A 26,793-nucleotide genomic window follows, 5' to 3' on the forward strand; every position below is an offset into this window, starting at 1 on the left:
GATTTATTGCCGAAACAGGTGTATGGGGTCAGGATTTCATTGTAAAAACGGGAATCCTGATCCCATTGAAGTTTATGACATGTGTTAAAAAAACGTCAAAATATATGCATTTTGTGTTTTTATAGGCGGTTATTTATTATATTTACTGGATTTTGCATACAATTTCTAGTACAATACAATTATTGCGAAAAAAGAAAGGAAGGTAGTAAAGAATGGGACTTTTAACTTTTAAGGGCGGAATCCATCCAAATGATGGTAAAAGCCTGGCAAAAGATCAGGCAATTGCTGAAGTACTGCCTAAAGGCGACTTGGTATATCCGCTTTCACAGCATATCGGTGCCCCTGCAAGTCCAATAGTTCAGAAGGGGGATCATGTGTTAAAAGGCCAGAAGATCGCTGAGGCCGGGGGATTTGTGTCGGCGCCGGTCTATTCATCTGTATCGGGCACAGTCAAAGGGCTGGAAAAGCATTTCAATCCTACGGGAAGCCTGGTCGATTGTATTGTGATTGAAAACGACGGAGAATACGAGGAAGCGGAGCGCAGCACGGTGAAACCTCTTGAGGAGATGTCGGGAGAAGAGATCATCGGCATGATCGGAGAGGCAGGAATTGTCGGTATGGGCGGGGCCGGTTTTCCTACCAGAGTTAAGCTTTCACCAAAAGAACCGGAGAAGATTGATTTTATTATAGCAAACTGTGCAGAATGCGAGCCTTACATCACCGCAGACTACCGCAGGATGCTGGAGAATACCGAAGAACTTGTGAGCGGTATGAGAATCGTTCTCTCCCTGTTTGATAATGCCAGGGGGATCTTTGGTGTAGAAGATAACAAAAAGGATTGTATAGAAAAGCTTAGAGAAGCGGTGAAAGATGAGCCGCGAATGGAAGTGAAGGTGCTTCAGACGAAGTATCCGCAGGGCGCGGAGCGCCAGCTGATCTACGCAGTCACGAAACGAGCCATCAATTCTTCTATGCTGCCTGCGGATGCGGGATGTATTGTGGATAATGTGGAGACGCTGATTGGCATACATTATGCGGTTGCCAAAGGGCGTCCTCTGACGGAACGTGTAGTGACTGTGAGCGGGGATGCGGTAACGAATCCTGGGAATTTTCTCGTACAGCTCGGAACAAACCAACAGGAGCTTGTGGAAGCGGCGGGCGGTTTCAAGACAGAACCGCAGAAGCTGATTTCAGGCGGCCCGATGATGGGATTCGCCATGATGACACTGGATACTCCCGTAACTAAGACGTCTTCTTCTATTCTTGCATTTACAGAAGATATTGTTGCCAAGTCCAAGACAACAGCCTGTATTAACTGTGGACGGTGTGTGGAAGTATGTCCAAGCCGGATCATTCCCTCCAGACTGGCGGATTATGCTGAACGGTTTGATGAAGAGACATTTACAGCGCAGAACGGACTGGAATGCGTGGAATGTGGTTCTTGCAGCTATGTTTGTCCGGCAAAGCGTCCGCTGAAACAATCCATAGGGTCAATGCGTAAGATTGCCCTGGCAAACAGAAAGAAAAAATAACAGAGAGGTGAATAAAAGTGAACGAGAATTATAACATATCATCTTCACCGCATATACGGGCTAAAGTAACCAGCGGCAATATTATGCTGATGGTTGTCATAGCGCTGCTGCCGGCTACAATCTTTGGGATTTATAATTTCAGGCATGAAAATGCATGGCTCCTGGTGGTGGTAACTACAGTATCTGCGGTGCTGGCTGAATACATATATGAGAAGCTGATGCATAAGCCGATTACGATTAAAGACTGGAGCGCAGTTGTTACAGGACTGCTGCTCGCTCTGAACCTTCCGCCGACGCTTCCGCTGTGGATGGGCGCGCTTGGATCTGTATTTGCAATTATCGTGGTGAAACAGCTGTTTGGAGGATTGGGACAGAACTTCATGAACCCGGCTTTGGGGGCAAGGTGTTTCCTGCTTATATCCTTTACCGGGCGCATGACTTATTTTGTATATGACGGGGTGACCGGGGCGACTCCTCTTGCGGAGCTGAAAGCAGGGGAGACGGTGAATACCATGAATATGCTGATCGGAAATATCCGCGGCACAATCGGTGAGACTTCCGTTCTAGCGATCATGCTGGGCGCAATGTTCCTGCTTCTGATCGGGGTGATTGACCTGAGAATTCCGGGTACATACATCGTTACATTTGTGATTTTTATTACCATATTCGGCGGGCATGGCTTTGATCCGCAGTATATTACGGCGCATCTGTGCGGAGGAGGCCTGATGCTGGGCGCCTGGTTCATGGCTACAGATTATGTAACCTCGCCCATTACAAAGCGGGGGCAGATTGTATATGGTATCTGCCTGGGCCTGCTGACCGGGCTGTTCCGGTTGTTTGGAGGCTCTGCAGAAGGGGTATCTTACGCGATTATCATCAGTAACCTTTTAGTGCCCCTGATTGAAAAGGTTACTCTTCCAAAACCATTTGGTAAAGGAGGAGAAAAATAATGAATAAAATTGTCAAGAACACTTTAATACTTACAGTGATTACACTGGTTGCAGGCATACTGCTGGGGCTTGTATATGAGGTGACAAAAGAGCCAATCGCAACGGCCCAGGAGAATGCCAAGCAGGAAGCGTACAAGACGGTTCTTGCAGATGCGGTTTCTTTTGAAGACTATACGGAGTTTGATGAGAGTGAGGCAGCCGCAGCCCTAAAAGAAGGTGGTTACGAGAGCGATGATATTACAGAAGTGGCCGTTGCATTAGACGAGAGCGGTGCAACCATGGGATATGTCATTACGGTAACTTCACACGAAGGCTACGGCGGGGATATTAAGCTTTCTGTCGGTATTTTAAGTGATGGAACCGTAAAAGGTATCGAAACGCTTACGATCACTGAGACGGCCGGCCTTGGAATGAAAGCAGCGGAACCGGAATTCAAGGATCAGTTCAAAGATAAGCAGGTAGAGAAGTTCTCTTATACAAAGACAGGAGAAGAGGGCGACGATAAGATTGACGCTTTGAGCGGCGCAACGATTACGACCAATGCGGTGACCAATGCGGTTGACTCTGCCCTGGTATATTTTCAGAGTGTGTTAGGAGGTAGTGTCAATGAATAAAAATACAGAAAGACTGTATAATGGTCTGGTTAAAGAGAATCCTACCTTCGTATTAATGCTGGGAATGTGTCCCACGCTGGCGGTTACAACTTCGGCTATAAACGGGATTGGCATGGGCCTTTCCACAACTGTCGTGCTTGTGTTATCCAATATGCTGATATCCATGCTGCGTAAGATTATCCCGGATTCCGTCAGAATGCCGGCATTCATTGTTGTTGTGGCTTCTTTTGTAACAATGGTTCAGTTTCTGCTGGAAGGTTTTGTCCCAAGTCTGTATGATTCTCTGGGAATTTACATTCCTCTGATTGTTGTTAACTGTATTATTCTGGGAAGAGCGGAGAGTTACGCTTCGAAAAATCCTGTGCTTCCATCCATATTTGACGGGATCGGAATGGGGCTTGGCTTTACTGTAGGCCTTACGGCGATTGGGATTGTGAGAGAGCTTGTCGGATCCGGAAAGATTTTTGACCATCAGATTCTGCCAGACTCTTATGAGCCGATTACTATCTTTATTCTGGCACCGGGTGCTTTCTTCGTTCTGGCACTCCTAACGGCGCTTCAGAACAAGGTTAAGAAAAAAGCAGCAGCTAAGGGAGATCCGATCGCTGAAAAGATCGGATGCGGTTCGGGATGTGCCACATGCGGGAAGAAAGAAACCTGCGGTGGAAGTATGTTTATGGATGTGCGCCCGGAACCGAAAAAAGCAGGAAAGAATGGGAATGAATAGGAGGGGAATGAGATGAAAGAATTACTTTTAATTGCAGTTGGTGCTGCATTTGTGAATAACGTCGTGCTCAGTCAGTTTCTCGGAATCTGTCCGTTCCTCGGTGTTTCTAAAAACGTAAAAACTGCAGGCGGCATGGGCGGCGCTGTTATCTTTGTCATAACTATTGCGTCGTTTGTCACAAGCCTGATCTACAAGTTCATTCTTGTACCGACACATTTTGAGTATTTGCAGACAATTGTGTTTATACTTGTTATCGCAGCATTAGTTCAGTTTGTAGAAATGTTTCTGAAAAAGGCAATGCCGCCGCTGTATAATTCACTGGGCGTCTATCTGCCGCTGATTACGACAAACTGTGCGGTGCTTGGTGTTGCGCTGACAAATGTGACGAAGTCTTACAGCATTCTGGAAGGCGTCATTAATGGGCTGGCAACGGCCTTTGGGTTCCTTGTGTCAATCGTTCTTATGGCAGGAATCCGCGAGAAAATCGAACATAACGACATTTCAGAATCATTTCAGGGAACTCCGATTGTCCTGGTTACGGCCGGACTGATGGCAATTGCATTTTTCGGATTTTCAGGTTTGATTTAGGAGGGAAGGAACATGAGTATATCAGGAATATTAATAGCTGCGGCGATTGTCGGCGGAACCGGATTATTCATCGGCATCTTCCTGGGGATATCCGGAAAGAAGTTTGCCGTTGAGGTAGATGAGAGGGAAGAGGCGGTCTTAGGCGTTCTTCCCGGCAATAACTGCGGAGGATGCGGTTTTGCCGGCTGTTCGGGCCTGGCTGCGGCCATTGTAAAAGGTGAAGCGGAAGTCGGCGCATGTCCGGTCGGGGGATCACCGGTTGCAGCGCAGATCGGCGAGATTATGGGAGTTGCTGCGGGGGATCAGGAACGGCAGGTCGCATTTGTGAAGTGTGCCGGTACGTGCGAAAAAGCGCAGGATCAATATAAGTACCAGGGAATTGAAGACTGTATTATGGTAAATATGATGCAGGACGGCGGCCCAAAGGGATGTTCCTATGGGTGTCTGGGATTTGGCACCTGTGTAAAGGCATGCCCCTTCGATGCAATCCATATTATTGATGGCATAGCCGTGGTAGATAAGGAAAAATGCAAGGCCTGCGGTAAATGTATCGCAGCCTGCCCGAAACATCTGATCGAACTGATCCCATATGACCAGAAGACGTTTGTGCAGTGTAATTCTAATGCAAAAGGAAAGGCATTGATGGATGTCTGCCTGGTAGGCTGTATCGGATGCCGCCTATGCGAAAAGAACTGTGAGACCAATGCGATTACAGTTACAAATTTCCTGGCCCATATCGATGCGTCCAAGTGCACTAACTGCGGAATATGTGCAGATAAATGTCCGCGTAAAATAATTATACCCAGAAAGATACCACTTACATCATAGTACATAATGGCGTGATGCCAGAAGCCGCTTTGAGGAATTGAAATACAAATAACTGGGATGCGGTGTCAGCCTGAAGCCGCCTCAGAAAATGAAAACCAGCATAACGAACAACGACGGTAGCTCCGGGAATGCAGAGTGCATTTACGGGAGGGCTGCCGGGTTCCGGAATTACAGTCCCGGAAGTGGTTCTTATGCTGGCTTTTGCTATACCTATGGGCTAGCTTGGGGAATTCGGTTAATCTGCATAATGCAGCGTGTAGTCGTCGGTTACGAAGATAGCCCGGACATTGTCCAGCGATTCTATCAGGGCGGATCCTTTGTCCAGCCCGAGCCCGAAACAGGCTGTGCTCAGGGCATCACCGTCCACCGAGGAGCTGGAGATGATTGTGACCTGAAGGAGCTGGTTGTCGTAGGGATAGCCGGTGGCGGGATCCAGCAGGTGGTGATAGATTTTACCGTCTTTCTCGAAATACCTTTCATAGGTGCCGGAGGAGACCACAGACTGCCCGTTGATTTCTACGGTCGTGATGGCCTCGTTTGTCTCAGCGAAGGGCTTCTGGATTCCGATATGGAAGGGCTGCCCGTTATACCTTCCGCCGACTGCAACGATGTTGCCGCCGAGACTGATAAGTGCGTGCTCAATTCCCTGCTCTGTAAGATAGGCTTTTAGCTCGTCTGCAATGAAACCTTTGGCGATACCGCCCAGGTCAATCGCAGCCTCAGGATCTGCCAGGGTGACCGTATTTTTGTCCAGAATGACATTCTTATAGTTCACGTGGCTTCTGGCTTTCTCTATGGAATCCTGATCCGGGATATTTCCGGGATTATTTTTCACATCCCATAGCTCACTCAAAGGGGCTATGGTGATATCAAACCGTCCGTCCGAGAGCCGTCCGTAATACAGTCCCTTTTCCAGCAGTTCGGCTGTTTCGGGGTCTACTTCCACGGGAGCACCCTGTGCGGCGTTAATTTTGGAGACGTCGCTTGTCTCAATGGTTCGGCTGAAAAGGTTTTCGTAACGGGTACACATTTCTTTGCAGTGCTCCAGTATGGATTTATCCGTGGTTCCCCAGACCTCCACGGATATGACGGTGTCAAAGTACATGCCGGTCATCTTGATCGAGCTGTCGGCACGGGGAACTTTGCTGCAGCCGGCAGCTGTAAGCAGGATGGCTGCGGTTAGAAGAAGTGAAAGGGTACGTTTCAGCATGGCTTGTTTCATAGGATTCCTCTTTCGGATGTATTTAAGGACCTGCCCTGCAGGACGGTTTCCATTTGGATTATTATAACCATTTTCAGGAAGAATTACAATCGAACATGTGGTTGCATTCTAAAAGTTGGTGTGCTATGATAGTGGCTGGAGGCGGATATGAAAAAAAATGATTTTTTATTAATCGGACTCATTTTACTCATCGCAGTTTCTGTGATGGGTTATCATTATCTAAAGGAAGACACTGGCATGGGAAAAGCAGTGATCCGGGTTGACGGCGAACTATATGGGGAATATGATTTGTCAAAAGACCAGACCATAGATATACAGGGGACTAACACCCTCGAGATTCTTGACGGTAAAGCCAGGATGTCCTTCGCAGACTGCCCGGATAAACTATGTGTGCATCAGAAGGCAGTCTCAAGGGACGGGGAGAGCATCATATGCCTGCCCAATAAGGTCGTAGTATCCATCGAAGGCGGGGAAGACCGTGAAATGGATGCGGTGGCAAATTAGTGGTGTCCGAGTCCAAGCGTACAGGAGGAAAAGGCATGAAGAACAGAGCTGCTTATTTTGGAGTGTTTACGGCCCTTGCCCTTATATTCAGCTATGTGGAGATGCTGATTCCGATACAATTCGGGATTCCGGGGATTAAGCTGGGGCTGGCGAACCTGCTGATCGTTATCATGCTGTATAAGTGCGGTGCAAAAGAGGCTCTGCTGCTTTCCGTAGTCCGGATCGTGCTGGCGGGTTTTATATTTGGCAATATGTTCAGCATTATATACAGTCTGGCAGGGGGGGTTTTAAGTATGGCGGTAATGACGGTATTAAAAAACAGGGGATCCTTCAGTGTAACAGGAGTCAGCATCGCCGGAGGCGTGTTTCATAATATCGGACAGCTTTTCATAGCGATGGTGGTTGTGGAGACATTTAAAGTTGGTTATTATCTGCCTGTGCTGTTGATTGCCGGCGTCATTACGGGAGCACTGATCGGGCTGATCTCGGGTGAAGTGCTCAAAAGGCTGAAAAACATGACATTGATGTAAAAAGGAAGCTTATATTATGAACCTAGTACAGCATTGCACTATTAATTCAGCAATACTGTACTAGAGAAAAGGGGAAAACGATGATTTCATATATTCGCGGCGAACTTGCTGCTGTGGAGACGGAAAAAGTAATAGTGGATGTGGGCGGTGTTGGATACGGCATTTATATGCCCGGACAGGCTATGGGGCTGCTGCCTCAGCCGGGAACTGAAGTAAAGATCCACACCTATCTGAACGTGCGGGAGGATGCGATGCAGCTGTTTGGCTTCCTGACCAGGGATGATCTGGAAGTTTTTAAGCTCGTGATCGGCGTCAGCGGAATCGGCCCCAAGGGCGGCCTGAGCATCCTTTCCCAGCTGACACCGGACGACCTGCGGTTTGCAGTGCTGTCGGGAGATGTGAAGGCAATCTCAGCGGCGCCGGGAATCGGGAAGAAGACAGCGGAAAAGCTGATCATAGAGTTGAAGGATAAACTCAATATTGAAGATGTGCTTACGCATGCGGCGGACAGCAGCGCGGCCGCGGTTCCTGTCAATAACGGCGGGATCCAGTCCGAAGCGGTTCAGGCTCTGGTGGCACTGGGATATGGAAGCACGGAAAGCCTGCGCGCAGTCAAACAGGTAGAGCTGGACAATGCGACCGTGGAGGATGTGCTGAAGGAAGCCTTGAAAAAAATGCTTTAATTTCATGACAGAGGGAAAGTATGGGAAAACGAATCATAACAACGGAAAATCTGGAAGAGGATGTAAAGATAGAGAGCAGCCTGAGGCCGCAGCATCTGGAAGATTATATTGGGCAGGAAAAAGCGAAAGAAACGTTGAAAATCTACATAAAAGCAGCAAGGGAGAGGCAAGAGGCCCTGGATCATGTGCTGTTCTACGGCCCGCCCGGACTGGGCAAGACGACCCTGGCCGGGATTATTGCCAATGAAATGGGTGTGAATATAAAGATTACTTCGGGCCCGGCAATTGAAAAGCCGGGGGAGATGGCGGCTATTCTGAATAATCTGCAGGAGAATGACGTTCTGTTTGTGGATGAGATCCACCGGCTGAACCGGCAGGTGGAGGAAGTGCTGTATCCCGCCATGGAGGACTATGCGATTGATATCATGATCGGAAAAGGGGCAACGGCCCGTTCCATACGGTTGGATCTGCCTAATTTCACATTGGTTGGCGCAACAACCCGGGCGGGTATGCTGACGGCGCCCCTGCGGGATCGGTTCGGGGTTGTTAATCATCTGGAATTCTACACGGAACAGGAGCTGAAGACGATTATCATGCGGTCTGCCCAGGTATTGGGTGTGGAGATCGACGGGAACGGAGCGTTGGAGCTGGCCAAGCGCTCCAGGGGGACGCCGAGACTGGCAAACCGTCTTCTCAAGCGTGTCAGGGATTTTGCACAGGTGAAGTACGATGGAGTCATTACCGAAGCAGTAGCCAATTATGCACTGGATCTGCTGGACGTGGACAAGTACGGGCTGGACCACATTGACAGGACTATCCTGCTGACGATGATCGAGAAGTTTCAGGGAGGCCCTGTGGGGCTGGACACATTGTCTGCTTCTATATCTGAAGATGCAGGGACACTGGAAGACGTTTACGAACCGTACCTGTTGAAAAGTGGTTTTATCCAGCGGACACCCAGGGGAAGGGTAGCGACGGATCTGGCCTACACGCACCTGGGAATCCCGCTTTCAGACTGAGAAACCTTCCTATTGCAGCTGATGAAATAGGAAATAACTTGAAAAAATGGTTGGTTTTTGTATTCATATAGTTTATAATAACAGGTAAGAAACGCGAGGAGGGTTACTGCTTACAGGCAAAACCTGTAAAAGTAACGTTGCCTGTCCATTTTAAGCCGCCTTTGGCGAGGGGCAGGCTCATCGGCTGTTTTACGTTGTCGCTCCCAGCCTATTAGCTAGTGACAGTCTAGGGAGTGAACAGTAACTGAGGAGGATGCTATGAGTTCAGCAAAACATTTTACAGAAGTTTTAATTGGAGGAAAGGTCTACACATTAAGCGGATTTGAAGGCGAAGAATATCTTCAAAAAGTTTCTTCCTATCTGAACCATAAGATTACAGAATGTGCCAACAGCGAAGGGTTCCGTAAACAAAGCGCCGATACCCGGAACGTGCTCCTTGCCCTGAATATCGCAGACGACTATTTTAAGGCGAAAAAGCAGGGTGATTCCCTTGAAAGTGATATTGAACTAAAAGACAAAGAGATGTACGACCTGAAGCACGAATTGATATCTGTTCAGATTAAGCTGGAGAACGCTGAGAAGGAACTGGCTAAGATGAAGGAAGAGAATAACGATCTGCAGATGCAGATTGTAAAATTAGAAACTGAGATGAAGAATCGCAGAAAATAAGAGTAGGCTGTCATTGGACAGCTTATTTCATTTATCCCAGGCGGAGGAACATCATTGACACAGGATAGAAAAGGAAGCAAAAAAATAGAGATACTGGCGCCGGCGGGTTCTTATGGGAGCTTTATGGCGGCTGTAACGGCAGGGGCGGATGCAGTGTATGCAGGCGGCCCTCGTTTTGGTGCAAGGGCTTTTGCGGATAATTTTACGGAGGAGCAGCTCCTTTCTGCCATTGATTATGCACATCTTCATGGCAGAAAGTTCTATCTGACGGTGAATACTCTTTTAAAGGATGCCGAGCTTGAAGAACTGCACGAATATCTGGAACCGCTTTACCGGCAGGGGCTGGATGCAGTGATTGTACAGGATATAGGCGTGCTTTCATTTGTTAGAGAGCATTTTCCGGGAATGGATATCCACGCCAGCACACAAATGACAGTTACAAATACAGAGGGTGCTCTGTTTTTGAAAGAGCAGGGGGCGGTACGTGTTGTGCCTGCAAGAGAGCTCGCTCTGGAAGAAGTGTACGATATTGTAGAGCAGACCGGCCTTGAGATGGAGTGTTTTGTCCATGGGGCGCTCTGTTACTGCTACTCAGGGCAGTGCCTGCTGAGCAGCCTGATTGGAGGACGCAGCGGAAACAGAGGGCAGTGTGCGCAGCCGTGCAGGCTCCCCTATACTGTGAATGGAAAAAAAGAGTACACTCTGAGTTTGAAGGATATCTGCACGCTGGAATTGATCCCGGAATTGGTGGATGCGGGGATCGATTCCTTCAAGATTGAGGGAAGAATGAAAAAACCGGAGTACGTAGCGCTTGTTACGGCCATGTATCGTAAATATACGGACATGTATCTCCAAAAAGGCAGGGAGGGGTATGCTGTTGCTCCCGGGGATCTGGAGATGCTGATGGATATCTATAACCGGGGAGGCTTCAGTCAGGGATATTACAGGCAGCATAACGGACGGAATATGCTTTCTCCGGATCGTCCGAACCATGCCGGTGTGCCCGCAGTGCGGGTTATTGCGCAGAAAGGGCGTGAGATTGCAGTGGAGGCGCTGACGGATATTCACAAAGGAGATATTCTGGAGCTGGAAGGCGAAAACGCCGGAGAGAGCGGCAGGGCTTTGGGAACCAAAGCCGATGCGGACCCACAGAAATGGTACACTTTTGGAACGGCGGTTCCGGCAGGCGGCAGATCGAAGATTCTGGCACCACGCAAAATGACAATGAAAAAGGGAACTATATTATGCCGGATCCGAAACCTTGAGTTGCTGGAGTTTATACAAAAAAGATATATAGACAGAACTGCGCAGGAGACCATATGCGGAAGTTTTCGGGCTGCCGTTCAGGAGCCTGCGGTTTTGACGCTTGAGTTCCGGGAGATCACGGTTTCGGCGGAGACAGAAGAGCGGACGGAAGCTGCTAAGAACCAGCCGTTGGATGAAGAGAGAATCAAGAAGCAGCTTATGAAGACCGGTAATACTGAATTTGTTTTCGAATCCCTGGAAGTTACAACGGAAGGCCCTGTATTTCTGCCAATGCAGAGATTGAACGAACTCAGACGCAGGGCGCTGGAACTTTTGGCAGAAGCCATTTGTAATCAGTATAGAAGAAACGTCGCTATGCCGGAACAAGGACGAAAGAGGCCGGATCCTAAACGAATAGCGGTGGAAAAGCAGGCGCCCTATCTCTCCGTATTAACGGAATCGGAAGAACAGACGGCAGTGGCAGCCGCGTGTCCGGAAGTCTTCCGGATTTACCTGGACAGCAGTTCCGGGACGGATTTTATAAATAACGGCAGTTATAAAGAAATATCCCGGGTGGCAAAAGGACGGGGGAAAGAGCTGTTTCTTGCAATGCCTCATATATTCAGAGAAACGGCGGTGTCCTATTATACGGAAAATATGGGGATACTGGCGGAGTTTGACGGATTTTTAGTCCGCAATTATGAAAGTTTTCATTTTCTGCGGAAACATGGATTTGACAAGAAGATCATATTGGACCATAATCTATATGTATTCAATCAGTCAGCGAAGGAATTCTGGACCAGCTGCGGCGTAGAGAGCATTACGGCGCCGGTGGAATTAAACAGGGCAGAGCTGGAACGCCTGGGGATTGAAGAAGCCGAGCTTGTGGTCTATGGACGGCTGCCGGTCATGGTGTCTGCACAATGTATCGTAAAAAGCACGTCGGGATGTACGAATACACCCGGCATCACGGTAATCAAAGACAGGTATCAGAAAGAATTTCCTGTAAATCGATGCTGCAGATTCTGTTATAATGTAATGTACAATATGAAACCGGTCTTTCTTCTGGATCAAAAGGAAGAGATCTGCGGGCTCTCTCCGGCAGGGCTGCGGATCATGTTTACACAGGAGAGCGGGCAGGAAGCCCGGATGATCCTGGATATTTACAGAGACATATACTGCAGCGGCAGGCAGGTCCGTACAGAGGACATGGCTTTTACTAGAGGACATTTTAAACGAGGAATAACATAAAGCAGGTGAAAAAGTGGTTAATATTGTAGTAGAATTATCGAAGTATATTATGATTATACTGATGGCAGTGTATACATTTTCCTGTTTTTCCATATTCGCCCAAGTGTATGAGGAAGACAAAAAATGGATATTAATCAGGCAGAATGTGCTGATGTTCCTGATTCAGTTTACTGCCTACCTTGTCATGTATCTGCAGACGAAGGAAAAGAAGCTGATCTTTTTCTACGGGGCACAGGTCGTGCTTTTGATCGCAGTACTTGTACTTTACCGGGTGCTTTATCCGAAAGTATCCCGGCTGATTGTCAATAATATGTGTATGCTGCTGAGTATCGGTTTCATCATGATTACGAGACTGACGTATGCTAAAGCAGTGAAGCAGTTCGTCTTTGCCGTGGTGGGAACGGTCATCGGGCTGTTTGTGCCGGTGCTGATACGGAAACTGAAGTTTTTGAAGGACTGGACATATATCTATGCCGGAGTTGGGATTCTGGCCCTGGGCGCGGTTGCTGTGCTGGGGCAGCTCTCCGACGGTGCAAAGCTGGGATTCACCATTGCGGGATTTGGAATCCAGCCCTCGGAATTCGTAAAGATTTTATTTGTATTTTACGTGGCGGCAAGCCTGAACAAGTCTACGGAGTTTAAGAATGTGGTGGTCACAACGGCTGTGGCTGGGCTGCATGTGTTGATTCTGGTTCTGTCTACGGATCTGGGCGCCGCCCTGATTATGTTTGTGGTTTATCTGGTTATGCTTTATGTAGCAACAAGGCAGCCTCTTTATGCGCTGGCAGGCATAGGAGGAGGCAGTGCAGCCGCGGTGCTGGCATACCACCTTTTTTATCATATCCAGGTCAGGGTTTCTGCCTGGAAGGATCCCTTTGCTTCATACAGTGAGGGGGGATACCAGGTCGCGCAGTCCCTGTTCGCAATCGGAACAGGAAGCTGGTTTGGCATGGGCCTGTACCAGGGGCTTCCGGACAGCATCCCCGTAGCGGAGGAGGATTTTATATTCTCAGCCATCTCAGAAGAAATGGGGCTGATATTTGCACTATGCCTTGTTCTGGTATGCGTCAGCTGTTATGTAATGTTCCTGAACATTGCCATGGCGATCCGCAACCAGTTCTATAAACTGATAGCTCTGGGCCTTGGAACCTGCTATATTTTCCAGGTGTTCCTTACAATCGGCGGTGTGACTAAGTTTATTCCTTCCACGGGAGTTACGCTGCCTCTGATCAGCTATGGAGGCAGTTCCATGCTGAGCACAATGATTATGTTTGGAATCATACAGGGCTTGTATATTTTAAGAGAAGACGAGGAAGAGATTATTGAGAAGAGAAGAGAGAGAGAATTACGAAGAAGTGAACAGCCAGGAAAGGCGCCGCGGAAAAAACAGCCGGGCAAAAAACCAGCGTTCGAAGAAGTTCCGAAACAAAGAGTTCGCTAGGGTCACGTACTTGTTTGTCGCTCTGTTTCTTGCCTTAATGGCCTATATGGTATATTTTAATATCGTTCGTGCCAAGACTATTGTAAACAGCCCGTATAATGAGCGGCAGGATGCATTTGCGGATCGGGTAATCCGCGGGAATATTGTAGATAAAAACGGAAATGTGCTGGCGGAGACGAACGTAGCAGAGGACGGGACAGAAGTGCGCAATTACCCTTATGGCGCAGCTTTTGCCCATGTCGTTGGGTACAGCTTTCCATCAACCGGGAAGAGCGGGCTGGAATCCGTTGAGAACTTTGAACTGCTTACCTCGAATGCCTTTTTTCCGCAGAAGCTGATGAATGAATTCAAAGACGAAAAGAATATGGGAGATACTGTAGTCACAACCCTTGACGCAGATCTCCAGCAGGCTGCCTACAATGCACTTGGCGGTAATAAAGGGGCCGTGGTGGTGATGGAAGCAAGTACAGGGAAGATCCTGACCATGGTATCCGGGCCAACTTATGATCCCAACAGCGTGGCGGCAGACTGGGAAGCACTGAATGCAAACGACAGTGAAAGTCCGCTGCTGAACCGCGCTACACAGGGGCAGTATGCGCCGGGGTCCACATTTAAAGTGGTAACCGCACTGGAATACATCAGGGAGCACAGTGATTATGCGAATTACAGCTATGACTGTGCCGGTGAGATCACCGCAGAGGGAGTTACGATCCACTGCTTTGACAGTACAGTGCACGGCCTGCAGGATCTGAGAAGCTCCATGGCCAATTCCTGTAATTCCTCTTTTGCTAATATCGGTCTCTCTCTGAACAAAACGTCTTATAGGGAAACTGCGGAAGAACTTCTATTTAATAAGAAGCTTCCGTCTGTCCTGGATTACTCGAAAGGATCTTTCAGAATTAATGAGAATTCCAGCGGTGCGGAAATGATGATGACCGCCATGGGGCAGGGCGAGACACTGGTCAGCCCATACCATATGGCATTGATTACTGCAGCAGTTGCAAACGGCGGCACTCTGATGGAACCATATCTTGTGGAGAAGGTAACTAATGCAAACGGAGCAGAAATCAGGAAAAATGTTCCAAAGAGCTATAAAAGACTGATGACTTCCGATGAGGCATCCCAGTTAAAGGATTATATGAAGGCCGTTGTTGACGAGGGTACAGCAACGATGCTGAGCGGCCAGTCCTACACAGTTGCCGGTAAGACAGGAACGGCAGAATACAGCATGGATGACGGGGAGAAGACGCACTCCTGGTTCATCGGTTTTACAAATGTAGACAATCCGGAACTGGTGATCAGTGTAATCATCGAAGGATATGACGGAGATGCGGGGGCAAAGGCAGTGCCGATTGCCAAGCAGATACTGGATTCTTATTACTATTAATGCCAGGTGGTGAAGAGTATGCAAATGACATTTTACTGTAACTTATATGTCAGTGAGGATCTGGAGGATAAAAAGGAGAAGGTCATGCAGAAGCTGGAAAGCAACAGCCTGCAGCCTTCCGTCTATGTCATCACGCTTTCGCAGGGAGAGCAGAATCATCTGGAATTTTATTCTTCCCTGCTGTACAAACAGCATATCTATGAAAATACGCCCGTATTTGTCGTGGGGATTGCGAAAGGATATGATGATGCCCTCTATCTGGTGGAGGCTATTGCAGAAGATATCTATAAAAAGACCAATGACCTGGATATACGGGGCTATATCCAGAGGCGCCAAAAAGAATATGAGGAAGGCAGAGTGTAAAAGCGGATGTTACATATAATCCTTTTGATTCTAAAAATTATAGGATGGATATTGCTTGCAATACTGGGCTTACTGGTATCGCTGATTTGCATTGTCTTTTTTGTGCCTCTGCGTTACAGGGCGGAGGGGAGGTGCAGGGGAACCCTGGACTCTCTCTATGGGAAGATCCGGTTTTCGTGGTTTATGCATCTTGTGAGCGGCAGTGCCGTCTATGATGGGGGAAAGCTCATGTGGACAGTACGGATCGCCTGGAAGAAGCTGTATGGGGGCGCGGAAGAAGACTGGGAAGAGGCACACGAGCCCGCCAGGGCTGCGAAACATACTGAAGATGAGGATTACGAGCCTGCCAAGGCTGTAAAACATACCGAGGAGGAAGATCTGAAAGCGCTGGAAGAGCTGATGGACAATGGCGCACAGCAGCGGCTGGAAGACCAGAAGGACAAGAATATAGTGGAAGAGAAGCCGCCGGATGCGAGCCGGACGTATAAGGAGCAGAAGGAAGGGCATTTACAGGAAAAATATAGAGAAGACGATCCAGCGGAGGAAAACAATCTGGAAAAACTGCTCAGGGAAGAGATGCGTGATTCGGTAGAGGAAAATGAGAATCATTCAGACAATCAGCGCTCCCCGTCAGGTGATGAAAAAACAGAGGCAGAAAGAGAAAGCATTGCTTCCAGAGTTGAGAAAAAGTATGAGAAAAGCGTAAAATGGTTACAGAAAATTTATCATAAGATAAAATATACTTTTAAGAAGATTTGTGATACCATAAGGTCATTATTGGAGAAGAAGGACACACTGCTGGAGTTCATAGAGGACGAGGTCCACAGATCCGCATTCTTCACGGCACTCAAGGAACTGCGGCGGCTGTTACGCTTTTTGAAGCCGAAGCGGCTGGAGGCAGATATCCATTTTGGATTTGAAGACCCAAGCATAACGGGAAAGGTGCTCGGCCTCATTAGTATGATATATCCGTTTCTGGGAAAACATACAAATATTCAGCCGGATTTTGAACACAGGGTACTGGAAGGGGACATTGCAATTTCCGGCAAACTGCGCGTTCTCTATGTGGTGATTGTGGGATGGAATCTCATATGGAACAAAAACGTGCGCACCACATTCAGGCATATCAGAAAATTTGAACTGTAGCAAAATAAGTATGAAAGATTAAGGAGGATTCAGGCATGGCAGAAGGAAGTAATTTTAAGGAGACTGTGGAGGCGTTATTTCAGGGAATGGACAATGTTGTGACATCCAAGACAGTAGTGGGGGATGCGATCCACATCAACGATACCATTATCCTCCCGCTGGTGGATGTATCGTTTGGAATGGGCGCCGGTTATTTTAACGGTGATAAAAAAGGCAGAGGCACAGGAGGAATGGGCGGCAAGATCACCCCAAGCGCGGTTCTGGTCATCAAAAACGGGACAACCAAGCTGGTCAACATCAAGAACCAGGATACGATCACCAAGCTTCTGGATATGGTACCGGACATGGTAGACAAGTTCACAACGAAGAAAGAAGACAAAGTGACCGAGGATGATGTCATGGATATTCTGAATTCCGAAGATTCCACTGAAAATGATGCACAAATTTAAAATCCGGGCATAAAATAATACCAAACCACCTGCCGGAAGCGGGACAGATTATGAAAAAAGTAATAGGGTTTGCATTACTCTGGTTTGCAATAGGAATGTTTGTCATGCTGGCACTGCCCAACGCAATCGGACTGCTGGTCACATTCATATGTCTGGCGGCAGGATATAAATTGTTTTGTGGGTAGGGACGCTGAGGGAGAGTCGGGACTGGTTTCCGGCAGGGCTGCATATGCCGTTTGGATGCCCGCGCCACTTGATAAGAAGCAGTAACAGTGAAAATGCGGGGAATAGAGGTACTTGCCGCAGTTGGCCCGAATGCCGATGCATTCGCGCCGCCGGCGGCAACAGGATTTGATTTTGAAAATCAAATCCTGCCCTCTATTCCCCGCATTTTCTCTGTAACTGCTTCTAATCGCGTTCTGAGGGCGTCCAAACGGCATATACAGCCCCGCCAAAAACCAGTCCCGACTCTCCCTCAGCTAGGCGCATCCGGCCGGGACGGACGGGGGCGGCGTATTTGCCTTCCTGCGCGGAAGTATCTATGTATAAGGAATTGTTGAAAATTGGTGCCACAGGCGATTCATCTTACATATAGGTAGTTAAGGTAGGGGCATTCCATAACAACCATCTCCAGCCCAATTTATCCGTTTTCCCAGCCCAATCCGCCGCCACCGCAGGTACCTCCCCCATTTTTACGCTTTTTTCTTCCGGCCGGATGCGCCTAGCCTGTGCAAGGAGGGGAAGATGCGGCTGGGAACAGGGAATGCTCTTTCTGAATGCGTAAAATGCGCGTTAGAACGGCTTAATGAAAAACCTGCTGTATTTTGAGGATGAAATCGGCTCACAAAGCCGGTTTCAAGGAGACCTGAGCTGCACAATCATCAAGATTGTGCAGTGAATGTCTCCGGTGCCTCAAAATACAGCAGGTTTTTCATTTAGCCGTTCTTAGCAAATGACCCGTATACAGAAAGAGCATTCCCTGTTCCCAGCCGCATCTTCCCCTCCTTGCACAGGCGCCCCATCCAGACACTAAAAATCCGTATAAAAAAAGTACCCACTTTATAGTGAGTACCCCCGTGTCGTTTGATGTCCAGATTAAGCACGTTCTACGCGTCCTGATTTTAAGCAGGAAGTACAAACGTACATTTTTTTTGATCCGCCTTCTGTTTTAACTCTAACGGATTTCACATTTGATTTCCACATCTTTGGTGATTTTCTATGAGAGTGGCTTACATTATTTCCGAAGTGAGCACCCTTTTCACAAATAGCACATTTAGCCATCATTGCACCTCCTAACAATCTGAAATAGTCCTTACAGACTCACAACACTGTTATTTTAGCAGAAAGAATTTCTAAAAGCAAGCATTTTTTTGAATTTATGGAAGTAAAATGAAAAAAGAAGGCGGTTTTTCTTTTTTGGTTCCCATAATTTCGAATTCATGTTAAAATTGACATAGAATTTAAACAAGAAATTAAGCCTTCAAACCGGGCGGAAAGTGGGGAATACTATGGGCAGACGAGTAATTACGATTGGCAGGCAGTACGGAAGTAACGGGCATGATATTGCAAAAAAATTATCTCAGAGGCTCGGAATTCATTATTATGATAAAGAGTTGATTAAGATAGCCGGAGAGAGGCAGCACATTTCCTATGAAGAACTGCTTAAGGTGGATGAGAAGAGAGCGAATCCGTGGAGATATCCGGTGGAGGACGAGGTGCAGATGGATCGGAAGTTCCGCTTTGAACCTATGAATGATGTTCTTTTCTATACGCAGGCCGAGATCATCAAAGGGCTTGCGGAGAAGGAAGACTGTATCATCGTGGGACGATGCGCTGACGAGATACTGAAAGGTACAAATGGGTGCAGAAGCGTTTTTATACATGCGCCATTTGAAAAGCGGGTTGAGAGAATTATGGAGCGTGCCTCCATTGACGAGCGTGAGGCAGCCACCCTTATAAAAAAGATTGACAAACAGCGCAGATATTATTATAACTACTTTACGGACAAAAAGTGGGAAGATATGACTCAATACGATATCTGTCTGGACAGCGGAAGCATACCGGAGGAGCAGATTCTGGATGTTTTGGCAGCACTTTATGAATCTATATTGTAAATTTGTGATAAAGAGAGTATAATACCTGTGTTGATTATGCGAAAAATCCATTCGAGAACTGGAGGTTATATATGATGAAGGGTAGCATGAGTACGGATCTTGGAATTATTACGATCAATCCCGATGTAATTGCCAAGTATGCAGGCTCCGTGGCGGTTGAGTGTTTCGGGATCGTCGGGATGGCTGCGGTTAATATGAAAGACGGCTTTGTCAGGCTGTTAAAAAAGGAAAGCCTGACTCACGGAATCCGCGTGGAGCTTTCTGATGATAATATACTGGAACTAGATTTTCACGTGATTGTTGCTTATGGAGTGAACATTCTTTCAGTCTCTGACAATCTGATGAACAATGTAAAGTATAAGGTAGAGGAATTTACTGGCATGACTGTAGATAAAATAAATATCTACGTCGAAGGTGTCAGAGTGATTGATTAAGGAGGATACTCGTCGTGGCAACAAAAACGATAAATACAGAGCTGCTTACCAGGATGTTTTTGGCGGGGGCAGCGAATCTGGAGGCTAAAAAGGAATTTATAAACGAACTGAATGTATTTCCGGTACCAGACGGTGACACGGGGACGAACATGACACTTACGATTATGTCGGCGGCTAAAGAAGTCAGCGCGCTGGAACAGCCGGATATGCTGTCCGTGTCAAAAGCAATCTCCTCAGGATCCCTCCGAGGGGCCAGAGGGAATTCAGGAGTCATCCTGTCACAGCTTCTCAGAGGTTTTACAAAAGAGATACGAGAATACAGAGAGATCGACGTACAAGTTCTTGCCCAGGCATGTGACCGTGCCCGCGCTACGGCATATAAGGCGGTCATGAAGCCGAAAGAGGGAACCATACTTACGGTAGCAAAGGGCATTGCCCAGAAGGCGGCAGAGATGGCAGAGACGACAGATGATCTGGAAGTTTTTATTCCCGAAGTTCTGAAACATGCGGAATATGTGCTCTCAAAGACTCCGGATATGCTTCCGGTGCTGAAGGATGCCGGCGTTGTAGATTCCGGCGGACAAGGTCTGGTAGAGGTATTGAACGGTGCATACGACGCTTTCCAGGGAAAAGAGATTGATTACAGCGCCATTGAGGCAAGTTCAGGCACAAGTATGGTGAGGCCCGGGGCACAGGCGGAGACAGATATCAAGTTCGGATACTGCACCGAGTTTATCATTATGACTTCAAAGCCATTCTCTGAGACGAATGAGACGGAGTTTAAGGCTTATCTGGAATCCATCGGCGATTCCATTGTGTGTGTTGCGGACGATGACATTGTAAAGATCCATGTACACACGAATGATCCTGGGCTGGCGATCCAGAAGGCGCTCACCTATGGACAGCTGTCACGCATGAAGATCGATAACATGCGCGAGGAACACCAGGAGAAGCTGATCAAGGACGCTGAAAAGCAGGCGGCTGAGCAGAAAAAAGCGGTTAAAAAGCCGGAAACCAGAAAAAAAGTCGGTTTCATTGCAGTATCTATCGGTGAGGGAATGAATGAGATATTCAGAGAACTCGGGGTAGATTATATTATTGAAGGCGGACAGACGATGAATCCGAGCACGGAGGATATGCTGACAGCTATAGATGCGGTGAATGCGGATCATATCTTCATTCTTCCGAATAATAAGAATATTATTCTGGCGGCCAATCAGGCGCAGTCCCTGACGAAAGACAAGGATATCCTGGTTATTCCGACGAAGACTGTTCCGCAGGGAATCACGGCGGTAATCAATTACATGCCTGAGGCCGATATTGATACCAATGCCGAGAACATGAATGAAGAGATCAAAAATGTAAAGAGCGGACAGATCACATATGCTGTCAGGGATACCCACATTGATGACAAAGAGATCCATGAAGGCGATATCATGGGAATTGGCGACGCAGGGATCCTTGCAGTAGGACAGTCTGTAGAGGGCGTGGCAAAAGAGATGCTCACCTCACTGGTAGACGAAGATACGGAGCTGATCAGCCTGTATTACGGACAGGATGTCCTGGAGGCGGATGCCGTCCGCTTTGCACAGGAGATCGAGGAATTGTATCCGGATGCAGACGTGGATGCACATTTTGGAGGACAGCCGATATATTACTATGTATTATCCGTAGAGTAGAACAGATCATTGCAGATAAGGCGGGCCAGTTTCCCAGAAGGGAAGCTGACCCGTTTCGAACTCAATCCTGTTTTGTAATTGTCCGATGGGAGAATAAAAAGACCTATGAATGAAAATTCTAAAATAAGCACACTAAAAGGAATCGGTGAGAAGACGCAGGCCCTGTTTGAGAAGGCAGGCATGCGGACAATCGGGGATCTGCTGCGGTATTATCCGCGTGGCTATGATGTCTATGACGAGCCGGTTCCGGTCGGAGAGGCAGAAGAAGGCAGGACGGTAACTATTACCGGCGCTATATTTGGAAGAGTGCAGCTTGGGGGAAGCAAAAATATGCAGGTGACGACGCTCTACGTCAAGGATCTGACAGGCACTTTAAAAGTGATCTGGTTCCGGATGCCTTTTCTAAAAAATACGCTGTCCAGGGGCGGGATTATCACTCTGCGCGGCCGTGTTGTCAGAAAAAGGGACGGCCTGGTTATGGAGCATCCCGAGATCTTTTATCCGAGTGCAAAATACGAGGAAAAAAGAAATACCCTGCAGCCGGTGTATCCGCTGACCAGCGGGCTTACAAACAATGCGGTAAAAAAGGCCGTGATGCAGGCTATTCAGTATCTGGATCTGAGGCAGGAGTTTCTGCCGGAGGACATCCGCATGAAGTACCATCTGGCGGAATATAATTACGCTGTCCGCGGCGTTCATTTCCCGGAGACAAAAGAAGAATTCTATTATGCCAGGGAGCGCCTTGTATTTGAAGAATTCCTGATTTTCATCCTTTCCCTTAGAAATCTGAAGGCGCGGGAGGACAAAGCGGTAAATGGATTTGCATTTGCAGAGCGGCCGGAGATCGATAAGTTTTTAGCGTCTCTCCCATATGAATTGACGAATGCACAGCAAAAAGTCTGGGGCGAAATAAAACGGGATATGTCCGGGCCCAATGTCATGTCCAGGCTTGTCCAGGGAGACGTCGGCTCGGGCAAGACAATCGTCGCACTGCTGGGTCTGATGTATGCAGGGCTGAATGGTTTCCAGGGGGCTATGATGGCGCCTACGGAGGTGTTGGCAAAGCAGCATTACGATAATATTACATCCATGTTCAGACAATATCACATCCCATTACATGCCGAGCTGCTGACAGGCTCAATGACTGCAAAAGAGAAGCGGGAGGCTTACGAAAGAATTGCCTCAGGAGAGTCGGACATCATCGTAGGAACCCACGCTCTGATACAGGAGAAGGCAGTATACCATAATCTGGCTCTGGTAGTGACCGATGAACAGCACCGTTTCGGGGTAAAGCAGAGGGAAATGCTGGCGGGGAAGGGAAAGATGCCGCACATTCTTGTCATGAGCGCCACGCCGATCCCGCGCACGCTGGCGATTATACTATACGGAGATCTGGATATTTCAGTGATCGATGAGCTGCCCAGCAACCGGCTGCCAATTAAAAACTGCGTGGTGGACACCGGATACCGCAATACGGCTTATCGTTTTATGCAGAAGCAGGTGGAAGCGGGACGTCAGTGCTATGTGATCTGCCCCATGGTGGAAGAAAGCGAAAACCTGGAGGCCGAAAATGTGATAGACTATACAGAGCTGCTGAGAGAAGCGCTGGGGTGCACAATTGAAATCTCTTTTCTGCACGGAAAGATGAAGCAGGCCGAAAAAGATGAGATCATGGAAGCATTCGGCAAAAATGAGATCCAGATTCTGGTTTCTACGACAGTCATTGAGGTCGGTATTGATGTGCCGAACGCCACGGTGATGCTGATTGAAAATGCGGAACGGTTCGGGCTTGCCCAGCTGCATCAGCTGCGCGGGCGTGTGGGGCGTGGAAAATATCAGTCCTACTGCATCTTTATGAGTGCCTCAAAATCAAAAGAAACAAAAGAAAGACTGGAGATTCTAAATAAATCAAATGATGGTTTTTTTATTGCATCAGAAGATCTGCGTCTCAGAGGACCGGGCGATCTGTTTGGAATCCGACAGAGCGGCCTCTTAGATTTTGCTCTGGGGGATGTATTCCAGGATGCCAAAATTCTTCAGAAGGCAAATGAAGCCGCACAGGAACTTTTAGAAAAAGATCCGGAGCTTACAGAGGAAAACCATGCAAAAATGAAGACCCATTTGAACAAATACATGTCCGAAATGATGTTAGAGACAACCCTTTAAGCCCGTAAAACCGCTGTTTTAAGTTGATTTACAAAAATCGTTAAAGGAGGCAGGAACTTCCAGTGTAAAAGATAAAAACCTCCATATACTATGGTTGTAACACACAACAGTGTTATAAAAAAATCTGAAAAAGTAACAGAAGTTACGAGAAGGAGGAAATTATCATGGCAAGTCGTTCATCTAATCGAGCAGCCGTACCAGAGGCTAAAAGTGCACTGGACAAATTCAAATATGAGGTAGCCAGCGAGCTGGGAGTACCGCTTACAGACGGTTACAATGGAGATTTAACTTCTAAGCAGAATGGTTCTGTTGGTGGTTATATGGTTAAGAAAATGATCGAACAGCAGGAAAGACAGATGGCTGGTAAATAAGCAAATTTCGTAAGAAAAAGCACTTAGGATTGACCTAAGTGCTTTTTTCTGCTAAAATTCAGCATAGTTAGAAGATTTTAAAAGTTCATACAGGTCTGCGCATTTATTGCACAGACCGTAGGAAAACCTTGCGATGAAGGCATCCAGCCCATCGCAAAGCCAGTTTAATAGCTGGATGCGTAACCGTTCAGGCTTTTCTGAACTGTTACAGAAGAATGAGGGTGTTGTTTATGAGAGTGATTGCAGGAAGTGCCAAAAGGATACAATTAAAGACATTGGACGGTCTGGATACACGGCCGACGACGGACAGGATTAAAGAAACTTTGTTCAATATGATTGCGCCGACCATCTATGACAGCGTATTTCTGGATTTGTTCGGCGGAAGCGGAGGCATTGGCATCGAGGCTCTGAGCCGGGGGGCCAGGGAAGCTGTTTTCGTCGAGAATAACCCAAAAGCAATGGCATGCATTAAGGAGAACCTCAAAAATACAAGGCTGGAGTCAAAGGCGCTCACGCTGACAAGAGATGTAATGGCGGCGCTCTATCAGCTGGAAGGCGACAAGGTATTCGACTTTATATATATGGATCCGCCTTATGACAGGGAGCTGGAGAAACGGGTGCTGGAATATCTCGCCGGATCCGAACTGGTGTATGAGGATACCGTCATTATTGTGGAGGCCTCAAGGGAAACAGATTTTTCCTATCTTGAAGAACTGGGGTTTTCTATGTTGAAAGAGAAAATGTATAAAACGAACAAACATGTCTTCATTGAAAAGGCCGGAAAGGAAGAAATATGTTAAGAGCTATTTACCCGGGGAGCTTTGACCCTGTTACATACGGGCATTTGGATATTATCAAAAGATCCTGTAAAATCGTCGATGAATTAATTGTCGGAGTGCTGAATAATAATGCGAAAATGCCGTTGTTTTCTGCAGAAGAACGTGTTAAAATGTTAGAGGAAGTAACAAAAGACTTGACAAATGTCAAAATTGTCCTGTTTAATGGACTATTGATTGATTTTGCAAGACAACAGGGGGCAGATGTCGTAATCCGCGGTTTACGTGCGATTACCGATTTTGAATATGAGTTGCAGATGTCCCAGACGAATCATAAGCTGGAACCGAGCGTCGAGACGATGTTCCTGACGACGAGTATTGAATATTCTTACCTGAGTTCCACTACCGTGAAAGAGATCGCAGCTTTTGGGGGAGACGTATCACAATTTGTGCCGGAAGCTGTGTCATCGGAGCTGGAGAAAAAGATGAACGCAAAAAGGAGAGTGTAACTATGAGCAGCCGCATTGAGCAGATTATTGAGGAGATCGAAGAGTACATTGACAGGGATTGTAAGTTCCAGCCATTGTCCACTACAAAGATCATCGTAAATAAGGAACATCTGGACGAGTTATTGCGCGAACTCAGAATGAAGACACCAGATGAGATTAAAAGATATCAAAAGATTATCAGCAACCGCGATGCGATCCTGGCAGATGCCCAGGCGAAAGCGGACGCTATGATAGAAGAAGCACAGGTACAGACAACAGAGCTGGTCAGCGAGCATGAGATCATGCAGCAGGCTTACTCCCAGGCGAATGAGATTGTAACACAGGCAACCGCACAGGCCCAGGAGATTATTGACAATGCAACGGCGGACGCCAATGCAATACGCATCGGTGCGATCCAGTATACGGATGATCTGCTGGCCAACGCCGAGAGCATAATCGGGCATACACTGGACAGCTATACGACCAAGTATGACGGTCTGATCAATTCCCTTCAGGAGTGTTATGATGTGGTTCGTACCAACCGTGCTGAACTGGAAGTGCCTGTCGACGATGACAGCCAGTATATTCCACAGGATGGATTAGATGATCTGTAAATAAAGAACAGCAATCAGGCTGGCCACCCCCGCGGTGGCCAGCTTTTCTAATGTATAGGGGACGACGGAGAGTGAGGTCTTCTGTATCATGCACTGTGTCTGTGCGGCGGCGCATATGCCGCCGAAGGAGGTAAGTGCCAGAATTGCAGGGTACTGAATCGTAAAAGGCAGTGTAGATTTCCCAATCAGGGCGATCCCATTCGTGACCTCCAGTGCCGGCAGTATCATCTGGACTGGAGCCGGCTGCCAGGGTGCGGACTGTACGAGAGCTAGTATCACGGAAAAGAGAATGATGTATCCGCCGACCTTTGTAATGGTTTCAAAACTGTCCATGATACAGGTATCAACAATGCGGAATCCCCAGTCCGTTTTGCTTTGGCCGGTCTTTTTCATCGCGGGAAAGTTTTTTTGCCCGTGCAGATAGAATCTTCTGAAGGGAATGCTCATCAGCATGGGCGTGCCCAAAAGAATCAGAAGTGAGGGGAGAAGATATTCTTCCCTGCCAAGTGTTTTCCAAACGATGAAATTCAGGATAAACACGGGGCTGGTATTATTGCAGAAAGACAGAAGATAACGGCCTTCATCCTCTGTGATATAGCCTGTTGCAATCAGGTCGGCGGTTACTTTCGCCCCCATGGGGTATCCACAGAGAAAACCGACAATAATAGCAAAGCTTCCGCTTTCAGATACTTTAAATATGCGGCACAGAACCTTGCCGAATGCCCTGGATATGTAATGGATACTGTCGGTGCAGAGCAGGAGGTTGGTGATGATGATAAAGGGAAACAGGGTCGGCAGAATGATTTGAAACCAGAGAAGGAGCCCCTCACTGGCTCCGTTAAAAACCGCCTTGGGAGATATAAGCATGAAAGCAAAAAGGATTACAATCCCGATTCCGGCCAGGTTATGTTTCATAAGAGTTACTCCTTGCAGATCAGCCAGATAAATGTTATTAAAGATATATGAAACGGGTTGATTTTTTATACCCTCTGTGACAAAATGG

The 26,793-nt window shown here is 47.5% G+C and carries 29 protein-coding genes; 26 read left to right on the plus strand and 3 right to left on the minus strand.

Annotation, left to right across the window (positions count from 1 at the left end):
• Window positions 1-212: 212 nt before the first annotated feature.
• Genes rsxC through MWG26_RS10955 form a run of 6 tightly spaced genes read left to right on the plus strand, consistent with a single transcriptional unit; the run spans window position 213 to window position 5,239 of the window.
• On the plus strand, window positions 213-1,532 hold the full coding sequence (gene rsxC / locus MWG26_RS10930; RefSeq protein WP_025657530.1) for an electron transport complex subunit RsxC: 1,320 nt from the start codon (window positions 213-215) through the stop codon (window positions 1,530-1,532).
• Between the two features lie 17 nt (window positions 1,533-1,549).
• A complete protein-coding gene (locus MWG26_RS10935) occupies window positions 1,550-2,482 on the plus strand; it encodes an RnfABCDGE type electron transport complex subunit D (protein ID WP_025657529.1) in 933 nt (310 codons plus the stop codon).
• Window positions 2,482-3,096, plus strand: coding sequence for an RnfABCDGE type electron transport complex subunit G (locus MWG26_RS10940; RefSeq protein ID WP_025657528.1), 615 nt, complete (start codon window positions 2,482-2,484; stop codon window positions 3,094-3,096). The genes MWG26_RS10935 and MWG26_RS10940 overlap by 1 nt, the downstream gene beginning before the upstream one ends.
• The gene (rsxE, locus tag MWG26_RS10945) at window positions 3,089-3,823 is read left to right on the plus strand and encodes an electron transport complex subunit RsxE (protein ID WP_025657527.1); all 735 of its coding nucleotides are present in this window, start codon (window positions 3,089-3,091) and stop codon (window positions 3,821-3,823) included. Before MWG26_RS10940 ends, rsxE begins: the two co-directional genes overlap by 8 nt.
• 12 nt (window positions 3,824-3,835) lie before the next feature.
• Window positions 3,836-4,411 (plus strand): electron transport complex protein RnfA, encoded by a 576-nt coding sequence (locus tag MWG26_RS10950; RefSeq protein ID WP_025657526.1) that lies wholly within the window; start codon window positions 3,836-3,838, stop codon window positions 4,409-4,411.
• A gap of 12 nt (window positions 4,412-4,423) precedes the next feature.
• A complete protein-coding gene (locus MWG26_RS10955) occupies window positions 4,424-5,239 on the plus strand; it encodes an RnfABCDGE type electron transport complex subunit B (RefSeq protein WP_025657525.1) in 816 nt (271 codons plus the stop codon).
• A gap of 235 nt (window positions 5,240-5,474) precedes the next feature.
• Here MWG26_RS10955 and MWG26_RS10960 read toward each other — a convergent pair whose 3' ends face one another.
• Window positions 5,475-6,461, minus strand: coding sequence for an FAD:protein FMN transferase (locus tag MWG26_RS10960; RefSeq protein WP_025657524.1), 987 nt, complete (start codon window positions 6,459-6,461; stop codon window positions 5,475-5,477).
• A 147-nt stretch (window positions 6,462-6,608) separates the two neighbouring features.
• Between MWG26_RS10960 and MWG26_RS10965 the strand changes: the two genes are divergently transcribed.
• From MWG26_RS10965 to MWG26_RS22725, 12 genes are all read left to right on the plus strand, one after another.
• A complete protein-coding gene (locus MWG26_RS10965) occupies window positions 6,609-6,965 on the plus strand; it encodes a NusG domain II-containing protein (protein ID WP_025657523.1) in 357 nt (118 codons plus the stop codon).
• Between the two features lie 35 nt (window positions 6,966-7,000).
• Window positions 7,001-7,495, plus strand: coding sequence for a Gx transporter family protein (locus tag MWG26_RS10970; protein ID WP_025657522.1), 495 nt, complete (start codon window positions 7,001-7,003; stop codon window positions 7,493-7,495).
• An 80-nt stretch (window positions 7,496-7,575) separates the two neighbouring features.
• Window positions 7,576-8,178, plus strand: a complete 603-nt coding sequence (gene ruvA / locus MWG26_RS10975) for a Holliday junction branch migration protein RuvA (protein ID WP_025657521.1) — start codon at window positions 7,576-7,578, stop codon at window positions 8,176-8,178.
• A 20-nt stretch (window positions 8,179-8,198) separates the two neighbouring features.
• Window positions 8,199-9,197, plus strand: coding sequence for a Holliday junction branch migration DNA helicase RuvB (ruvB, locus tag MWG26_RS10980; RefSeq protein WP_025657520.1), 999 nt, complete (start codon window positions 8,199-8,201; stop codon window positions 9,195-9,197).
• A gap of 258 nt (window positions 9,198-9,455) precedes the next feature.
• Complete coding sequence (locus tag MWG26_RS10985; protein WP_009004307.1) at window positions 9,456-9,866, plus strand: cell division protein ZapA; 411 nt, start codon at window positions 9,456-9,458, stop codon at window positions 9,864-9,866.
• A gap of 54 nt (window positions 9,867-9,920) precedes the next feature.
• The gene (locus tag MWG26_RS10990) at window positions 9,921-12,362 is read left to right on the plus strand and encodes a U32 family peptidase (RefSeq protein ID WP_240285758.1); all 2,442 of its coding nucleotides are present in this window, start codon (window positions 9,921-9,923) and stop codon (window positions 12,360-12,362) included.
• A gap of 13 nt (window positions 12,363-12,375) precedes the next feature.
• Complete coding sequence (locus MWG26_RS10995) at window positions 12,376-13,803, plus strand: FtsW/RodA/SpoVE family cell cycle protein (protein ID WP_025657519.1); 1,428 nt, start codon at window positions 12,376-12,378, stop codon at window positions 13,801-13,803.
• A gap of 37 nt (window positions 13,804-13,840) precedes the next feature.
• The gene (locus MWG26_RS11000; protein ID WP_025657518.1) at window positions 13,841-15,190 is read left to right on the plus strand and encodes a peptidoglycan D,D-transpeptidase FtsI family protein; all 1,350 of its coding nucleotides are present in this window, start codon (window positions 13,841-13,843) and stop codon (window positions 15,188-15,190) included.
• 18 nt (window positions 15,191-15,208) lie between these two features.
• Window positions 15,209-15,553 carry a hypothetical protein gene (locus tag MWG26_RS11005; RefSeq protein WP_025657517.1) on the plus strand — a complete coding sequence of 115 codons (345 nt, stop codon included), beginning with the start codon at window positions 15,209-15,211 and terminating at the stop codon, window positions 15,551-15,553.
• Between the two features lie 6 nt (window positions 15,554-15,559).
• Window positions 15,560-16,699 carry a DUF2953 domain-containing protein gene (locus MWG26_RS11010; RefSeq protein ID WP_117440827.1) on the plus strand — a complete coding sequence of 380 codons (1,140 nt, stop codon included), beginning with the start codon at window positions 15,560-15,562 and terminating at the stop codon, window positions 16,697-16,699.
• A gap of 35 nt (window positions 16,700-16,734) precedes the next feature.
• Window positions 16,735-17,148: a GerW family sporulation protein gene (locus tag MWG26_RS11015; RefSeq protein WP_025657514.1), complete on the plus strand. Its 414-nt coding sequence runs from the start codon at window positions 16,735-16,737 to the stop codon at window positions 17,146-17,148.
• 50 nt (window positions 17,149-17,198) lie between these two features.
• Window positions 17,199-17,333 carry a hypothetical protein gene (locus MWG26_RS22725; RefSeq protein WP_255350423.1) on the plus strand — a complete coding sequence of 45 codons (135 nt, stop codon included), beginning with the start codon at window positions 17,199-17,201 and terminating at the stop codon, window positions 17,331-17,333.
• Between the two features lie 910 nt (window positions 17,334-18,243).
• Here MWG26_RS22725 and rpmB read toward each other — a convergent pair.
• The gene (gene rpmB / locus MWG26_RS11020) at window positions 18,244-18,429 is read right to left on the minus strand and encodes a 50S ribosomal protein L28 (RefSeq protein WP_025657513.1); all 186 of its coding nucleotides are present in this window, start codon (window positions 18,427-18,429) and stop codon (window positions 18,244-18,246) included.
• 227 nt (window positions 18,430-18,656) lie between these two features.
• Between rpmB and MWG26_RS11025 the strand changes: the two genes are divergently transcribed.
• From MWG26_RS11025 to MWG26_RS11060, 8 genes are all read left to right on the plus strand, one after another.
• Window positions 18,657-19,262, plus strand: a complete 606-nt coding sequence (locus MWG26_RS11025) for a cytidylate kinase-like family protein (RefSeq protein WP_025657512.1) — start codon at window positions 18,657-18,659, stop codon at window positions 19,260-19,262.
• Between the two features lie 74 nt (window positions 19,263-19,336).
• Window positions 19,337-19,696 carry an Asp23/Gls24 family envelope stress response protein gene (locus tag MWG26_RS11030; RefSeq protein ID WP_025657511.1) on the plus strand — a complete coding sequence of 120 codons (360 nt, stop codon included), beginning with the start codon at window positions 19,337-19,339 and terminating at the stop codon, window positions 19,694-19,696.
• A 14-nt stretch (window positions 19,697-19,710) separates the two neighbouring features.
• Complete coding sequence (locus MWG26_RS11035; protein ID WP_025657510.1) at window positions 19,711-21,375, plus strand: DAK2 domain-containing protein; 1,665 nt, start codon at window positions 19,711-19,713, stop codon at window positions 21,373-21,375.
• A 105-nt stretch (window positions 21,376-21,480) separates the two neighbouring features.
• A complete protein-coding gene (gene recG, locus MWG26_RS11040) occupies window positions 21,481-23,541 on the plus strand; it encodes an ATP-dependent DNA helicase RecG (RefSeq protein WP_025657509.1) in 2,061 nt (686 codons plus the stop codon).
• A gap of 164 nt (window positions 23,542-23,705) precedes the next feature.
• Window positions 23,706-23,912 carry an alpha/beta-type small acid-soluble spore protein gene (locus MWG26_RS11045; RefSeq protein WP_025657508.1) on the plus strand — a complete coding sequence of 69 codons (207 nt, stop codon included), beginning with the start codon at window positions 23,706-23,708 and terminating at the stop codon, window positions 23,910-23,912.
• A 230-nt stretch (window positions 23,913-24,142) separates the two neighbouring features.
• Entirely contained in the window at window positions 24,143-24,712 is a 570-nt protein-coding gene (gene rsmD / locus MWG26_RS11050) for a 16S rRNA (guanine(966)-N(2))-methyltransferase RsmD (RefSeq protein WP_025657507.1), read from the plus strand.
• Window positions 24,706-25,197 (plus strand): pantetheine-phosphate adenylyltransferase, encoded by a 492-nt coding sequence (gene coaD / locus MWG26_RS11055; protein ID WP_025657506.1) that lies wholly within the window; start codon window positions 24,706-24,708, stop codon window positions 25,195-25,197. Before rsmD ends, coaD begins: the two co-directional genes overlap by 7 nt.
• 2 nt (window positions 25,198-25,199) lie before the next feature.
• Window positions 25,200-25,790, plus strand: a complete 591-nt coding sequence (locus MWG26_RS11060; protein WP_025657505.1) for an ATP synthase subunit B family protein — start codon at window positions 25,200-25,202, stop codon at window positions 25,788-25,790.
• Here MWG26_RS11060 and MWG26_RS11065 read toward each other — a convergent pair.
• Window positions 25,776-26,705: a transporter gene (locus tag MWG26_RS11065; protein WP_117440828.1), complete on the minus strand. Its 930-nt coding sequence runs from the start codon at window positions 26,703-26,705 to the stop codon at window positions 25,776-25,778. The genes MWG26_RS11060 and MWG26_RS11065 overlap by 15 nt on opposite strands.
• Between the last annotated feature and the right edge of the window lie 88 nt (window positions 26,706-26,793).

Origin of the sequence: Faecalicatena contorta (genome assembly GCF_022835095.1) — a bacterium.
Lineage (GTDB): Bacteria > Bacillota > Clostridia > Lachnospirales > Lachnospiraceae > Faecalicatena > Faecalicatena contorta.

Coding starts and splice junctions, on each gene's coding strand:
- rsxC (WP_025657530.1), top strand. CDS start 213: ATGGGACTTTTAACTTTTAAGGGCGGAATCCATCCAAATGATGGTAAA.
- MWG26_RS10940 (WP_025657528.1), top strand. CDS start 2,482: ATGAATAAAATTGTCAAGAACACTTTAATACTTACAGTGATTACACTG.
- rsxE (WP_025657527.1), top strand. CDS start 3,089: ATGAATAAAAATACAGAAAGACTGTATAATGGTCTGGTTAAAGAGAAT.
- MWG26_RS10950 (WP_025657526.1), top strand. CDS start 3,836: ATGAAAGAATTACTTTTAATTGCAGTTGGTGCTGCATTTGTGAATAAC.
- MWG26_RS10955 (WP_025657525.1), top strand. CDS start 4,424: ATGAGTATATCAGGAATATTAATAGCTGCGGCGATTGTCGGCGGAACC.
- MWG26_RS10960 (WP_025657524.1), bottom strand. CDS start 6,461: ATGAAACAAGCCATGCTGAAACGTACCCTTTCACTTCTTCTAACCGCA.
- MWG26_RS10965 (WP_025657523.1), top strand. CDS start 6,609: ATGAAAAAAAATGATTTTTTATTAATCGGACTCATTTTACTCATCGCA.
- MWG26_RS10970 (WP_025657522.1), top strand. CDS start 7,001: ATGAAGAACAGAGCTGCTTATTTTGGAGTGTTTACGGCCCTTGCCCTT.
- ruvA (WP_025657521.1), top strand. CDS start 7,576: ATGATTTCATATATTCGCGGCGAACTTGCTGCTGTGGAGACGGAAAAA.
- ruvB (WP_025657520.1), top strand. CDS start 8,199: ATGGGAAAACGAATCATAACAACGGAAAATCTGGAAGAGGATGTAAAG.
- MWG26_RS10985 (WP_009004307.1), top strand. CDS start 9,456: ATGAGTTCAGCAAAACATTTTACAGAAGTTTTAATTGGAGGAAAGGTC.
- MWG26_RS11000 (WP_025657518.1), top strand. CDS start 13,841: ATGGCCTATATGGTATATTTTAATATCGTTCGTGCCAAGACTATTGTA.
- MWG26_RS11005 (WP_025657517.1), top strand. CDS start 15,209: ATGCAAATGACATTTTACTGTAACTTATATGTCAGTGAGGATCTGGAG.
- MWG26_RS11010 (WP_117440827.1), top strand. CDS start 15,560: ATGTTACATATAATCCTTTTGATTCTAAAAATTATAGGATGGATATTG.
- MWG26_RS11015 (WP_025657514.1), top strand. CDS start 16,735: ATGGCAGAAGGAAGTAATTTTAAGGAGACTGTGGAGGCGTTATTTCAG.
- MWG26_RS22725 (WP_255350423.1), top strand. CDS start 17,199: ATGAAAAAAGTAATAGGGTTTGCATTACTCTGGTTTGCAATAGGAATG.
- rpmB (WP_025657513.1), bottom strand. CDS start 18,429: ATGGCTAAATGTGCTATTTGTGAAAAGGGTGCTCACTTCGGAAATAAT.
- MWG26_RS11025 (WP_025657512.1), top strand. CDS start 18,657: ATGGGCAGACGAGTAATTACGATTGGCAGGCAGTACGGAAGTAACGGG.
- MWG26_RS11030 (WP_025657511.1), top strand. CDS start 19,337: ATGAAGGGTAGCATGAGTACGGATCTTGGAATTATTACGATCAATCCC.
- recG (WP_025657509.1), top strand. CDS start 21,481: ATGAATGAAAATTCTAAAATAAGCACACTAAAAGGAATCGGTGAGAAG.
- MWG26_RS11045 (WP_025657508.1), top strand. CDS start 23,706: ATGGCAAGTCGTTCATCTAATCGAGCAGCCGTACCAGAGGCTAAAAGT.
- rsmD (WP_025657507.1), top strand. CDS start 24,143: ATGAGAGTGATTGCAGGAAGTGCCAAAAGGATACAATTAAAGACATTG.
- coaD (WP_025657506.1), top strand. CDS start 24,706: ATGTTAAGAGCTATTTACCCGGGGAGCTTTGACCCTGTTACATACGGG.
- MWG26_RS11060 (WP_025657505.1), top strand. CDS start 25,200: ATGAGCAGCCGCATTGAGCAGATTATTGAGGAGATCGAAGAGTACATT.
- MWG26_RS11065 (WP_117440828.1), bottom strand. CDS start 26,705: ATGAAACATAACCTGGCCGGAATCGGGATTGTAATCCTTTTTGCTTTC.